A 12,735-nucleotide genomic window follows, 5' to 3' on the forward strand; every position below is an offset into this window, starting at 1 on the left:
CATGGTGCGATCCTGCCTCCTGGCATTGTCCGACTTTCACTAAGCAGCCTTTGTGCCCGAAGCTGCGCCGCTCGGCTCGGCAGCCGCCGGCACCGGCGCGGCCGACAGACGCACGGGCTGCGTGAGGTTCTCGGGCACCAGCAGCGCGTCCATCTCGGCGCGGGTCATGATGCCCAGCGACTCGGCCACCAGGTCGATGGGCCCGCCGGTGGCGAGCGCCGTCTTCGCGATGAGCGCGGCCTTCTCATAGCCGATGAGCGGGTTGAGCGCGGTGACCAGCGTGACCGACTCGCGCACCCTCTTCGCCAGGAATTCGCGATTCGCCTCGATGCCCTCGACGCAGTTGTGTTGCAGCGTGGTGCAGGCCCGGCTCAGGTGCTGGATGCTCTTGAAGAGGCTCCAACCCATGATCGGCTCGAAGGCGTTGAGCTGCAGCTGGCCCGCTTCGGATGCCAGCGTGACGGTGATGTCGTTGCCGATGACCTCGAAGGCCACCTGGTTCATGACTTCCGGGATCACCGGGTTGACCTTGCCCGGCATGATCGACGAGCCCGCCTGCCGAGCCGGCAGCCGGATCTCGCCGAAGCCGGCCTGCGGGCCGCTGGACAGCAGGCGCAGGTCGTTGCAGGTCTTGCTGAGCTTGGTCGCCACGCGCTTGAGCACGCCCGACAGCTGCACGAAGGCGCCCGTGTCCTGCGTGGCCTCGATGAGGTTGGCGGCCTGCTTGAGCGGCACGCCGGTCTGCTCTGCGAGGTACTGGCAGGCGAGGTTCGCGTAGCCGTGGGGCGCGTTGATGCCGGTGCCGATGGCGGTGGCGCCGAGATTGATTTCCTCGATGAGCGCGCGCGCCTCGCCCAGGCGGGCTTCGTCTTCCCCGATCATGATCGCGTAGGTCAGGAACTCCTGGCCCAGCGTCATGGGCACCGCGTCCTGCAGCTGGGTGCGGCCGATCTTGAGGATGTCCTTGAATTCGAGCGCCTTGGCCTCGAAGGCGCGGCGCAGCGATGCCATCGATTCGAGCAGCCGGCCGATGGCGAACCACAGCGCCAGGCGCACCGCGGTGGGGTACACGTCGTTGGTGCTCTGCGAAGCGTTGACGTGGTCGTTGGGGTGAAGCACGTCGTAGCGCGCCTTCTCGTGGCCCAGCTTCTCGAGCGCGAGGTTGCAGATGACCTCGTTGGCATTCATGTTGGTCGAGGTGCCCGCGCCGCCCTGGATGACGTCGACCACGAACTCGTCGAGCAGCTTGCCGTCCACGATGTCGTCGCAGGCCAGGATGATGGCCGCCGCGCGATCGCGGTCGATAGCGCCGAGGTCGGCATTGGCGCGGGTTGCGGCCTTCTTCACGTAGGCCAGCGCTCGCACCAGGTCGGGCATGGCCGAGATGCGCGTGCCGGAAATGGGAAAGTTCTCGACCGCGCGCGCCGTGTGCACGCCCCAGTAGGCGGCGGCGGGAATCTGCTTGTCGCCGAGGAAGTCGTGTTCAGTCCTGAAATTGGAGCTCATACAGGTTCCTCGGCTTAAAAAAAAGCACGCGTAGGGCGCGTGCCGGAGATGTTGCTGTGACAGCGACTAAAAGCAGCCGCGACTGTAGAGGCGCCGGGTTCGGGGCGCCAATGCCGTTTGCGGGGAGTCCTATGCGCGGCATTTATAGATTGTGCGGTGCACAAATCTCCGTTGTCAGCGGTGCGGCTGGGTGCCGACCAGGTAAGACCATAGCGCATCGGCGGTGCGTTTGGGTTGCAGGCTGTCAGCGGCCGCGGCCTTGCTGGCGGCACGGCTGGCGCCGGCCTTGACCGGCACCGGCGCACCGGGCCGCTCGCGGTAGGCGCGGATTTCCATGGTCGCTTCCAGGCTGTCGATCTCTGGCGGCAGCGCGCTCACCAGCTTGCGCGCCTTGATCTCCTTGCGCACCGCGCTCTGCGGCAGGAAGGCGATGCCATGGCCTTCGAGCGCCATGACCTTCAGGCCCTCGGCCATGTCGGTCTCGTAGACCCGGTCGAGGTGGATGGCGGTGCCCGATTCCTTCAGCAGCTGGTCGACCACGCGGCCCAGGTAGGCGCCCGGCGCATAGCCCAGGTAGGGCAGCGGCTGGCCGGGCCGGCCCGGCAGGCGGTAGCGCGGCGCGCCCTCGGCATCGGCCTTGACCCAGGGGGCCACGGTTTCCTCGCCGAGGCTGACCATCTCGTACTTGTTGGCGTCGAGCTGCAGCGGCTGCGAAGGGTGGTGGTAGGCGATCAGCAGGTCGCAGCTGCCTTCGACGAGCCGCAGCACCGCGTCATGCACGTTGAGCGCGATCAGCCGGCTCTTGATGGGCCCGAAGTGCTCCCGCAGGCTGGTCACCCACGAGGGAAAGAAGGTGAATGCCAGTGTGTGCGGCACCGCGATCTCGATCACGTCCTGCCCGGCGGCCGAGTGCCCGCGCAGCATGGCCCGGGTGCTCTGCAGTGATTGCAGCATCTCGATGGCCTGGCTGTAGAGCGTCTGGCCCGCGGGCGTGAGCCGCGTGGGGTACGAACTGCGGTCGACCAGGTCGGTGCCGGCCCAGCCTTCGAGCGCCTGGATGCGGCGGGAAAACGCCGGCTGCGTCACATGCCTCAATTGCGCCGAGCGGCTGAAGCTGCGGGTTTCCGCCAAACTGATGAAGTCTTCGAGCCACTTGGTTTCCATACGCGGCGATTATGCGAGCGCCGCGCCATACTGGGCGCCCCCTCCTTTTCCCGCACTCGCCATGCCTTCAGCCGACCTGCTCGAACTCAGCGCCACCGAACTCTCCCGCCGCATCGCCGCGCGCGACGTGTCCTGCCGAGAGCTGATGCAGGCCTCGCTGGCCCGCATCGAGGCACTGAACCCGCGCTTCAATGCCATCGTGTCGCCGCGCGATCCGGCGCAGTCGCTGGCCGAGGCCGACGAGCGCGACGCAGAGCTGGCACGCGGCGAACGGCGCGGCTGGATGCACGGTTTTCCGCTCGCGGTGAAGGACCTGAGCCACGCCGCCGGCCTGCCGACTTCCATGGGCTCCCCGCTGTCGCCGCGCTCGCCGGCCCGCAGCGACAGCCTGCACGTGGCGCGCGCCAGGGCGGCCGGCGCCGTCGTCATCGGCAAGACCAACACGCCCGAGTTCGGCCTCGGCTCGCACACCTACAACACGGTGTTCGGCATCACCCGCAATGCCTACGCCCCCGAGCGCAGCGCGGGCGGCAGCAGCGGCGGCGCCGCGGTGGCGCTGGCCCTGGGCATGCTGCCCGTGGCGGACGGCAGCGACATGATGGGCTCGCTGCGCAACCCGGCCGCCTTCAACAACGTGATCGGCATGCGCCCCTCGCGCGGACGCGTGCCGGGCAACCCCGACGAGGAACTCTTCTTCCAGCAGCTGGGCTGCGAAGGCCCGATGGCGCGCACGGTGGAAGACGCGGCGCGGCTGCTGGCCGTGCAGGCGGGCTTCGACGCACGCGTGCCGCTGTCGTCGCCGCACGCACTGCCCCCGGCCGATGAGCTGAAACTCGAAGGCGACGGCAAGGGACTGCGCATCGGCTGGCTCGGCAGCATCTGGCCCGACCTGCCGCTGGAGCCCGGCATCCGCGAGCTCGGCGAGAAGGCGCTGGGCACCTTCCGCGACATCGGCTGCGAGGTGGAGCCCTGCACGCTCGACGTGCCGCGCGAGCACAACTGGAGCGCGTGGCTGCGCCTGCGGCAGCTGCTGGTGGGCGGCAAGCTGGGCGCCTACCTGAGCGATCCGAAGCTGTTCGCGCAGCTCAAGCCCGAGGCGCAATGGGAGATCGAGCAAAGCCGCCATCTCGACGCGGCCTCGCTGTACCAGGCTTCCGTGTACCGCTCGAACGTGTACCGCGCCTTCCTCAAGCTCTTCGAGCGCTTCGACTTCGTGCTGGCGCCGACCGCGCAGGTCTTTCCCTTCGATGCCGAACTGCACTGGCCGGCCGGCGTGGGCGACGTGAAGAGCGACACCTATCACCGCTGGATGGAGATCGTCACGCCCTTCACGCTGGCGGGTCTGCCGACACTGAACGTGCGTGCGGGCTTCGGCGAAGGCGGGCTGCCGATGGGGCTGCAACTCGCGGGGCCGATCCATTCGGATCTCGACGTGCTGCGGCTGGGGCATGCCTACGACCAGGCATGCGGCTGGGCGGCGCACCGGCCGCCAGCACTGGGCTGACGACGAGCCGAAGCTTCAGATCGGCGTGACCACGCCCCGCCCCGCGAAGTGCCCCTCGGCATTCGCGAGGAAGTGGTCCACCGACTTCTGCGTCGCCTCGGGCGACCAGCCGGCCATGTGCGGCGTCAGCAGTACGTTGTCGAGGCCGATCAGTTGCTCGGGCCGCTTCGGCTCGCTCTCGTACACGTCGAGGCCGGCACCGGCGATGCGGTTCTCCCGCAGCGCGGCCGCCAGAGCCTCGGTATCGACCACGCTGCCGCGCCCGATGCTCACCAGGTAGCCCTGCGGCCCCAGCGCGTCGAGCACTTCGGCATTGACCAGGTGCTTCGTGGCCGGGCCGCCCGGCGCGGCCAGCACGAGAAAGTCGGCCCACGAGGCCAGCGACTTCAGGTCGTCGAAGTAGCGCTGCGTCACGCCCTCCTTCGGCTTGCGGTTGTGATAGCCGACCTCCATGTCGAAGGCCGCGGCGCGCTTCGCGATCTTCTGCCCGATGGTGCCCATCCCGAGGATGCCCAGCTTCTTGCCCGACACGTTCGGCGGCTGCGGAATGGCCTCGCGCCACACGCCTTCGCGGCACAGCCGGTCGAGCTTGCGGAATTCGCGAACAATGCCGATCAGCAGGCCGAAGGCATGGTCGGCCACGCAGTCGTCGTTGGTGCCCGCGCCGTTGGCCGTCGCGATGCCGCGAGCGCGCGTCACTTCGAGCGGCACGCCCTCGTAGCCCGCGCCCATGCAGCAGATCAGCTCCAGCGCCGGCATCGCCGCGATTTCCTCGGGCGTGATGCCGATCACGCCGATGGTCAGCACCGCGCGGAACTTCTTGCCGTGCTCGGCGATGGCGGCCGCGCGCAGGGCGGGGTCGAAGGCGTAGGTCATGTCATAGACCTCGGCAATCTGGGCCTGGTGGGCACTCGAGAGGCCGCTGAGCACCAGCAGGGGAATCTTGGTCGACACGTCTGAACTCCTGAGATCGATAAAAGGGAATGGATGATCGCGCTACATCAATGGAGTTGCTTCGCTCTTCTGCAAAGCCCACATCTGGGCGTAGCGGCCCTGCTTCGCAAGCAGCTGGGCATGCGTGCCGCGCTCGACGATCACGCCCGACTCCAGCACCAGGATCTCGTGCGCATCGACCACCGTCGACAGGCGGTGCGCGATGACCAGCGTGGTCTTGTCCTGCGCGGCGCTCTTGAGCTCCGACTGGATGGCGCGCTCGTTGGCCGAGTCCAGCGCCGAGGTGGCCTCGTCGAAGATCACGATCGGCGGGTTCTTCAGCAGCGTGCGCGCAATGGCCACTCGCTGCTTCTCCCCGCCCGAGAGTTTCAGGCCGCGCTCGCCTACGGTCGTGTCGTAGCCCTTGGGCGTGGCCACGATGAAGTCGTGGATGCGCGCGGCGCGCGCAGCGGCTTCCACCTCTTCGCGCGTGGCGCCGGGGCGGCCGTAGGCGATGTTGTATTCGACCGTGTCGTTGAAGAGCACCGTGTCCTGCGGAACGATGCCGATGGCGTGGCGCACGCTCGATTGCGTCACTTCGCGGATGTCCTCGCCGCCGATGGTGATGCGGCCCTGCTGCACGTCATAGAAGCGGTAGAGCAGCCGCGCGAGCGTCGACTTGCCCGAGCCCGAGGGGCCGACCACGGCCACCGTCTTGCCGGCGGGAATCTCGAAGCTCACGTGCTTCAGGATGGGCCGTGCGGGCTCGTAGGCGAAGCTCACGTCCTCGAAGCGCACGGTGGCGTCGGCGCCGGCCAGCGGCTGCGAGCCGGGTGCATCGCGCACCTCGCGCTCCTTTTCCATCAGCACGAACATCTTGTCGAGGTCGGTCAGGCTCTGCTTGATCTCGCGGTAGATCACGCCCAGGAAATTGAGCGGAATGTAGAGCTGGATCATGAAGGCGTTGACCATCACCAGGTCGCCCAGCGTCATGCGCCCATCGACCACGCCCGAGGTGGCGCGCCACAGCATCAGCACCAGGCTGATGGCGATGAGCGCCTGCTGGCCGGTGTTGAGCATGCTCAGCGTGCGCTGGCTCTTGATGGCGGCCTTGCGGTAGCGGTCGAGGCTGGCGTCGTAGCGGCCGGCCTCGAACTCTTCGTTGTTGAAGTACTTGACGGTCTCGTAGTTCAGCAGCGAATCGACCGCGCGGCTCTGCGCCACCGAATCGAGCTCGTTCATGGTCTTGCGGAACTGCGTGCGCCACTCGGTCACCGTGACAGTGAAGACGATGTACAGCACCAGCGCCGCCGCCGTGATCCAGACGAAGAGCGAATCGAACTTCACGCCCAGGATGGTGAGCACCAGCACCAGCTCGATGATGGTGGGCACGATGCTGTAGAGCGACATCGATATGAGTGAATGCACGCCGCGCGTGCCGCGCTCGATGTCGCGCGTCATGCCGCCGGTCTGGCGCTCCAGGTGGAAGCGCAGGCTCAGCGAATGCAGGTGGCGGAACACCTCCAGCGCGATCTGCCGGGCCGTGCCCTCGGTGGCCTTGGCGAAGATCAGCTCGCGCAGCTCGCCGAAGAGCGAGGTCGAGAAGCGCAGCAGCCCGTAGGCCAGCAGCAGCCCGATGGGCACGATGAGCAGCGCCTGTGCCATGTCGGGCTTGGGCGTCATCGTGTCGACCAGGTTCTTCAGCAGCACCGGCACGCCGACGTTGGCCACCTTGGCGCCCACCATGAAGGCCAGCGCGGCGGCCACCCGCCACTTGTACTGCCAGAGGTAGGGAAGCAGGCGGCGCAGCGTCGCCCAGTCGGAACGGTCGCTGCGCTCCGGCGGGTGGCCGGAGACGGAGTGGGAGGGGGAAGGGCTTCGCCGCTGCGGCGCATGGGAGACAATCGTGGTTGCTTGTTTGTTCCAGATTGTGCCCATGTCAGATACTTCCAGCGCTGCCGCTGCCGCCATCCTCAAGAGCCTGCCCACCGACATGGAGCTGGTGCTCAAGGTCATTCCGATGCCGGCCGACTGCAACGCCAACGGCGACATCTTCGGCGGCTGGGTCATGGCGCAGTGCGACCTGGCCGGCTCGGTGATCCCCGCGCGCTACGCCAAGGGCCGGCAGGCCACGGTGGCGGTCAACGAGTTCATCTTCAAGCAGCCGGTGCGCCTGGGCGACATCCTGTCGTTCTATTCGAAGCTGGTGCGCATCGGGCGTACCTCGGTCACGGTGACCGTCGAAGTGTTTGCCGAGCGCTTCCGGGCGCAGGGCGAGTACATCAAGGTGACGCAGGCCACCTTCACCTACGTGGCCATCGACGACAACGGTCGCCCACGGCCCATCGAACAGCAGCCCTGAGCAACGCCCCCGGGGCTCAGACGCCCGGGTCGCGCACCCGCTCGAAGCGCTCGAACTCGCGGTTGACCCAGCGCCCGTCGCGCCGCTCGACGCGGCGGATGTAAACGGTCTGCACGATGTCGCGGGTGTGGGCGTCGATCTCGATCGGGCCTCGCGGGCTCTCCAGCTTCACCCCCCGGAAGGCATCCACCAGCCGTTCCCCGCTGGGGTTGCCGCGCCCGGAAGACGCAGCCGTCATGGCCGCGTCGATGGCCGCGAGCGCGTCGTGGGCCGCGACCGCGAAGTAGCCCGGCCGCAGGTGGCTGCCGTATTCCGTCTCGAAGATGCCCGTGAACTTGCGGTTGACCGGCGAATCGTGGGCGAACGAATAGTGGTGGCTGGTGACGAGGCCATCGGCCAGTTCGCCGATGCCTTCCAGGTAGTGGTCGTCGGTGGCGTCGCCGGTGGCCAGCAGGCGGATGCCGGTGTCGGCCATGCCCCTGTCGCGCCAGAACTTGAGGAAGGTAGCCGGCATCTGCCCCGAGGGCAGGAAGAAGAACACCGCCTGCGGCTTGAGTTCGCGCAGCCGCAGCATGTAGGCCGAGTAGTCCAGCGTGGCCAGCGGCACCCTCAGCATCGCGCCGATCCGGCCGCCGCCCGCGGTGAAGCCCGAGACGAAGGCGCTTTCGGCATCGACGCCCGAGGCGTAGTCGGCCACCACCGTGCAGACGTCGCGCAGCCCCTGCTGCAGCGCCCATCGCGCCAGCGGCAGCGTGACCTGCCCGATGGTGAAGGACACCCGCACCGCATACGGGCAGCGCGCGGTGATGCCCGACGACGCCGCGTTCATCACCACCAGCGGCAGCCTGGCCTGTGCGGCGACGTTGCCGACGGCGTAGGCGTTGGAGCTGAAGTCCAGGCCCGCGAGCAGGTCGACGCGCTCGCTTTCGACGAGGTCGAGCGCGTGGCGGCGCGCCTGGTCGGGTGCGCTGCCGGGCACGTCGCGCCGCAGGAGCTCGACCGGCCGGCCCGCGACGTGCTGGTTGCGGTCGGCCAGCCAGACGGACATGCCGGCATCGAACTGCCGCCCGCCGCCCGCATAGGGGCCCGACCATGAACCGATGATGCCGATGCGCAGCGGCCTGACGCGCGCCAGCACCAGCGACGGCGCCGCCAGGGCGCCCGCCAGCAAACCGAAAGTACGCCTGCGCGAGATGCCGGATGCTACTTTTTCAGTAGCATCATCCGCCCATTGGCTGGGCGTTGCGAGCGTTCTTGTCCCCGTATCTTGCACGCCCGACAGTGTACGCGCGCAAGCCCCGGAAGACGCCTCACAGACCCTTGTCAGACCTTGGAGAAATCCGGCTTGCGTTTCTCCATGAACGCGCCAAAAGCCTCCTTCGCAGCCGGCTCGCGCAGCATGCGCCCGAAGCTCGCGCCCTCCTCGCCCATGCGTTCGAGCACGGCGGGCATCTGGCCCTTCTTCAGCAGGCGCTTGGTTTCCACCAGCGCGCTCAGCGGCTTGGCCGCGAGCTTGCGCGCCTGCGCCTGAGCGATGGCGTTGGCCTCGGTCGGCGGCACCACGCGGTTGACCAGGCCCACCTCGAGCGCGGCCTCGGCCATGAAGGGCTCGCCCAGCAGCAGCGCCTCGGCCGCGCGGTGGTAGCCCAGCATCTGGGGCACCAGCAGGCTCGAGGCCGCCTCGGGGCACAGGCCCAGGTTCACGAAGGGCATCGAGAAGGCGGCGTTGTCGCCCGCGTAGACCAGGTCGCAGTGGAACAGCATCGTGGTGCCGATGCCCACGGCCGGGCCGCACACCGACGCGACCAGCGGCTTCGGAAAGGTAGCGATGCCGCGCAGGAAGCGGAAAACCGGCGACTCCTGCGTGGCGGGCGGCGCATTGAGGAAGTCGCCGATGTCGTTGCCCGCGCTGAAGATCGTCGGGTCGCCCTGGATCAGCACGCAGCGCACCGCCGCATCGGTCTCGGCCGCAGCCAGCGCGTCGGCCAGCTCGGCATACATGCCGCTGGTGATCGAGTTCTTCTTGTCGACGCGGTTGAAGGTGATGGTCATCACACCGGCTTCGGTGTGGACGAGGATGTCGCTCATAGAAAGATCCTTGAATGAAACGGGTGGTGCCGCCCTCAGGCGGCGTCGAGTGCTTCGCGTACGAAATCGAGCCGGTCCTGGCCCCAGAACATTTCGTCGCCGACGAACATGGTGGGCGCGCCGAACACGCCGCGCTCCACCGCTTCCTGCGTGACGGCCTTGAGCCGGTCCTTGGTTTCCTGCGCACCGGCCAGCGCGAGCAGCGCGGGCGCGTCGAAGCCCGCATTCTGCAAGACGGCGCCGACGGTCGCCGGGTCGTTCATGTTCCGGGGCTCCACCCACATCGCGTGGTAGACCGCGTCGACATATGCGCCGAAGCGGTCGGGCTCCTTCATCTGGATGCCGGTGGCGCCGCGCATCAGCAGCAGCGTGTTGATCGGAAAGTGCGGGTTGTGCGCGAAGGGCACACCGTAGCGCCGTGCAAAGCGCTGGAGGTCCGCCGTCATGTACGGGCCCTTGGGCTTGATCTCGGCCGGCGAGTGGTTGCCCGTGGCCTGAAACACGCCGCCGAGCAGCATGGGCTTCCACACCAGCTGCGCGCCGGTGTCGGCGCACACGTGCGGCAGCTGCGTCGCGGCCAGGTAGGCGGCGGGGCTGCCGAAATCGAAATAGAAGTCGACGGATTTCGTCATGGCGCTTGTCTCCTTCTCAGAATTTCTCGGACCATGGGCGCAAGTCGAGCTCGTGCGTCCAGGCATCGCGAGGCTGCGAGTGAAGCATCCAGTAGGTGTCGGCGATGTGGTCGGGATTCAGGATGCCGTCGCTTTCCTTCAGCGCATAGCGCTCGGGGAAGTTGCTGCGGATGAACTCGGTGTCGATGGCACCGTCGACCACCACGTGCGCCACGTGGATGCCCAGCGGCCCGAGCTCGCGCGCCATCGACTGGGCCAGTGCGCGCAGCGCCATCTTCGCGCCCGAGAAGGCGCCGAAGTTCGCCGCGCCGCGCAGCGAGGCCGTGGCGCCGGTGAAGATGATCGTGCCGCGATGGCCGCCCTCGGGAACCTCGCGCGCCACCATGCGCTTCGCAACTTCACGGCCATTGAGAAAGCCCGAGAAGCAGGCCATCTCCCACACCTTGAAGTACTTGCGCGCGGTTTCGCTGAGGATGCTCTCGGGCACGTTGGCGCCAATGTTGAACACCATCACCCCGATGGGCCCGATGGTCGATTCGATCTGCTCGACGAGCGCGACCACTTCCTCTTCCTTGCGCGCGTCGCATGCGAAGGCATGGGCGCGGCCACCCTCGGCCTCGATCTGCGCCACCAGCGGCTGCAGCTTGTCGAGACTGCGCCGCGTGACGCAGGTGGCGAAGCCTTCGCGCGCAAAGCGGCGGGCGATGGCGCCGCCGGTGGCGTCGCCGGCGCCGACGATGAGAGCGGCTTTCTGCAGGGCGGCCATGGTGCTATTCCTTGTAGTAGACGATCTGGTTCGAGGTGGCCAGCAGCACGCCCTTCTCGCTCCACAGATGCGCCGTCTGGTCGAAGAAGCCGTTGAAGAACTGCTGCCCCGCGGCACGGCCCAGCAGGTAGCCCGTGCCGACCTCGGCGAGTTGCTGCGGTCCGGCGTGGAAGTAGGTGGTGATCGACACCGTGCCAGCGGGCACGTGCTTCGCGCGGCGCAGCCAGACACGCGGGTAGAACATGTCGCTCATCGCCGCGAGCGAAGCGAAGTCCAGCGGCCTGGGCTCGGCGTCGCGCAGCCAGATGCGGGTCTCGCTGTGCTTCAGGCTCTCGTCCCACTTCGCGGGAATGCCGCCGCTGAAGGGGCGCATCTCGTACTGGTTGATCCATGCCACGCCCGAGGGGCCGATGCTCATGCGCTCGACCGTCTCGGGCCTTGGCGACTCGGGCATCGGCATGTCGCTCTCGCCCCAGGTCTCGCGGCGCGCGGCCGTCACCACCGTGGCGGTGGTCGTCATGTTGGGCGCGCCGCCGGCACCGGCCTGCGTGATCTGCACCGTCCAGTGCTGCGTCGAGCGATTGGTGCGCACGGCCGTGGCCTGGATGTCGAACGCGCCGGCTTCGAGCGCCGCCGCGTAGTTGACCGTGATCGCGATCGGCGTGCCCAGCACGTCGGGGTGCTGCATCACCGACTGCAGCGCGAGCGCCGCAGTGGTGCCGCCGAAGGGCCCGACCATGTTCCAGTAGTCGGGGCTGGTGGTGCCCGTGAAGTGCCCCACGCGGATGTCGCTGTGGTGGATCTTCAGGGCCTTGTCGAAGGGGTGCGTGCTCGTCGTCATGATCGGCAGTGTGCCTCCGGTGGCACGCGTCACGCAGTCGTGTGCGGGACGTTGGCGTGCTGCACCGCAGTAAGCGATGCGAGCCGGTGCAGCTTGTCCACTGTGCTCGGCCAGAGGCTCTGGCTGAACTGCTCGCGGAAGAAGCCGAAGTGGCCGATGCGACGCGCCTGCACATCGGCCGGAGCGATGCGCTCGACCGCGCTCGGCGCGCCGGCATAGAGGCTCACGAGGCTCTTCGTGCCTGCGAGCGTCATGAGTTCGTCGTCGGTCATCGACAGCGCGAGCACCGGGAAGCGCACGCGGCTGTAGCTGCGCGCCGCGAGCTCGCCTTCGGCTCCGACGCTGTAGCGAGGATTGAGGCACCAGCGCCGCCATTGCAGGATCACGCCGCGCGGCAGGTCGCCCACCTTCCTGAGCTTGCGGCCCGGGAAGTAGCCGAAAAGCCGCGTGACCAGCGGCACCAGCACGAACCAGAAGTAGAGGATGGTGCGCTTGAGCTTCGGCGCGTTCTCGCGCCAGTAGCCGCTGCCGGCCGCGATACTCACGAGCCCGTCGACCTGCTCGGGCCGCTGCAGGAAGCCCGGCAGCTGCGCGCCGAGGCTGTGGCCCAGCAGGTAGAGCGGCTCGTCGGGCAATGCGGCCTTGGCGGCATCGATCACCGTTTCGTAGTCGCGCGCCCAGTCGAACAGGTCGGCATCGACCTCGCGCAGCGGCACATTGCCGCGCGAGTCGCCCGAGCCCCGGTAGTCGAAGGTCCAGACGCGCAGGCCCTGCTGCGAGAGCCATTGCGCGAAGGGTTCGTAGAAGGACTGGCGCACCCCCATCGCGCCGCCGATCACCACGCTCGCGCGCGGCGTGCCGGCGGATTCATAGCGGCGCACCGCCAGTTGCTGTGCGCCGCCGGCGACCGGAAGCTGCTGCTGCGTCTGCATGAAGCTG

The 12,735-nt window shown here is 68.1% G+C and carries 12 protein-coding genes; 2 read left to right on the plus strand and 10 right to left on the minus strand.

The genetic code is table 11. The annotated features are described in order from the left end of the window. Positions 1–39 precede the first annotated feature (39 nt). Complete coding sequence (locus tag AC1VNX_RS30260; protein WP_483161233.1) at positions 40–1,506, minus strand: aspartate ammonia-lyase; 1,467 nt, start codon at positions 1,504–1,506, stop codon at positions 40–42. Between the two features lie 174 nt (positions 1,507–1,680). Then, the gene (locus tag AC1VNX_RS30265) at positions 1,681–2,670 is read right to left on the minus strand and encodes a LysR substrate-binding domain-containing protein (RefSeq protein ID WP_093057305.1); all 990 of its coding nucleotides are present in this window, start codon (positions 2,668–2,670) and stop codon (positions 1,681–1,683) included. A gap of 61 nt (positions 2,671–2,731) precedes the next feature. On the opposite strand from AC1VNX_RS30265, the gene AC1VNX_RS30270 reads away from it, so the two are divergent. Beyond that, positions 2,732–4,174 carry an amidase gene (locus AC1VNX_RS30270; protein ID WP_483161234.1) on the plus strand — a complete coding sequence of 481 codons (1,443 nt, stop codon included), beginning with the start codon at positions 2,732–2,734 and terminating at the stop codon, positions 4,172–4,174. A 15-nt stretch (positions 4,175–4,189) separates the two neighbouring features. Here AC1VNX_RS30270 and AC1VNX_RS30275 read toward each other — a convergent pair whose 3' ends face one another. Both AC1VNX_RS30275 and AC1VNX_RS30280 read right to left on the minus strand, forming a co-directional pair. Beyond that, the gene (locus AC1VNX_RS30275) at positions 4,190–5,128 is read right to left on the minus strand and encodes a 2-hydroxyacid dehydrogenase (RefSeq protein ID WP_483161235.1); all 939 of its coding nucleotides are present in this window, start codon (positions 5,126–5,128) and stop codon (positions 4,190–4,192) included. A 42-nt stretch (positions 5,129–5,170) separates the two neighbouring features. Next, entirely contained in the window at positions 5,171–7,045 is a 1,875-nt protein-coding gene (locus AC1VNX_RS30280; RefSeq protein ID WP_483161236.1) for an ABCB family ABC transporter ATP-binding protein/permease, read from the minus strand. Between AC1VNX_RS30280 and AC1VNX_RS30285 the strand changes: the two genes are divergently transcribed. Continuing rightward, positions 7,044–7,469 carry an acyl-CoA thioesterase gene (locus AC1VNX_RS30285; protein ID WP_093057333.1) on the plus strand — a complete coding sequence of 142 codons (426 nt, stop codon included), beginning with the start codon at positions 7,044–7,046 and terminating at the stop codon, positions 7,467–7,469. The genes AC1VNX_RS30280 and AC1VNX_RS30285 overlap by 2 nt on opposite strands. A gap of 16 nt (positions 7,470–7,485) precedes the next feature. On the opposite strand, the gene AC1VNX_RS30290 is transcribed toward AC1VNX_RS30285, so the two are convergent. The 6 genes from AC1VNX_RS30290 to AC1VNX_RS30315 all read right to left on the minus strand — a co-directional run bounded on the left by AC1VNX_RS30290 (position 7,486) and on the right by AC1VNX_RS30315 (position 12,728). After that, a complete protein-coding gene (locus tag AC1VNX_RS30290; protein ID WP_483161237.1) occupies positions 7,486–8,640 on the minus strand; it encodes an ABC transporter substrate-binding protein in 1,155 nt (384 codons plus the stop codon). A 152-nt stretch (positions 8,641–8,792) separates the two neighbouring features. Then, positions 8,793–9,557: an enoyl-CoA hydratase gene (locus AC1VNX_RS30295; protein WP_483161238.1), complete on the minus strand. Its 765-nt coding sequence runs from the start codon at positions 9,555–9,557 to the stop codon at positions 8,793–8,795. Positions 9,558–9,592: 35 nt separating this feature from the next. Beyond that, the gene (locus tag AC1VNX_RS30300) at positions 9,593–10,189 is read right to left on the minus strand and encodes a DsbA family protein (protein ID WP_483161239.1); all 597 of its coding nucleotides are present in this window, start codon (positions 10,187–10,189) and stop codon (positions 9,593–9,595) included. 16 nt (positions 10,190–10,205) lie between these two features. Beyond that, positions 10,206–10,955, minus strand: coding sequence for an SDR family oxidoreductase (locus tag AC1VNX_RS30305; RefSeq protein WP_483161240.1), 750 nt, complete (start codon positions 10,953–10,955; stop codon positions 10,206–10,208). A gap of 4 nt (positions 10,956–10,959) precedes the next feature. Then, positions 10,960–11,796 (minus strand): acyl-CoA thioesterase, encoded by an 837-nt coding sequence (locus tag AC1VNX_RS30310; protein ID WP_483161241.1) that lies wholly within the window; start codon positions 11,794–11,796, stop codon positions 10,960–10,962. A gap of 29 nt (positions 11,797–11,825) precedes the next feature. After that, positions 11,826–12,728: an alpha/beta hydrolase family protein gene (locus AC1VNX_RS30315; protein ID WP_483161242.1), complete on the minus strand. Its 903-nt coding sequence runs from the start codon at positions 12,726–12,728 to the stop codon at positions 11,826–11,828. Positions 12,729–12,735: the final 7 nt, after the last annotated feature.

The organism is Variovorax sp. TLI9-5A, assembly GCF_056867935.1.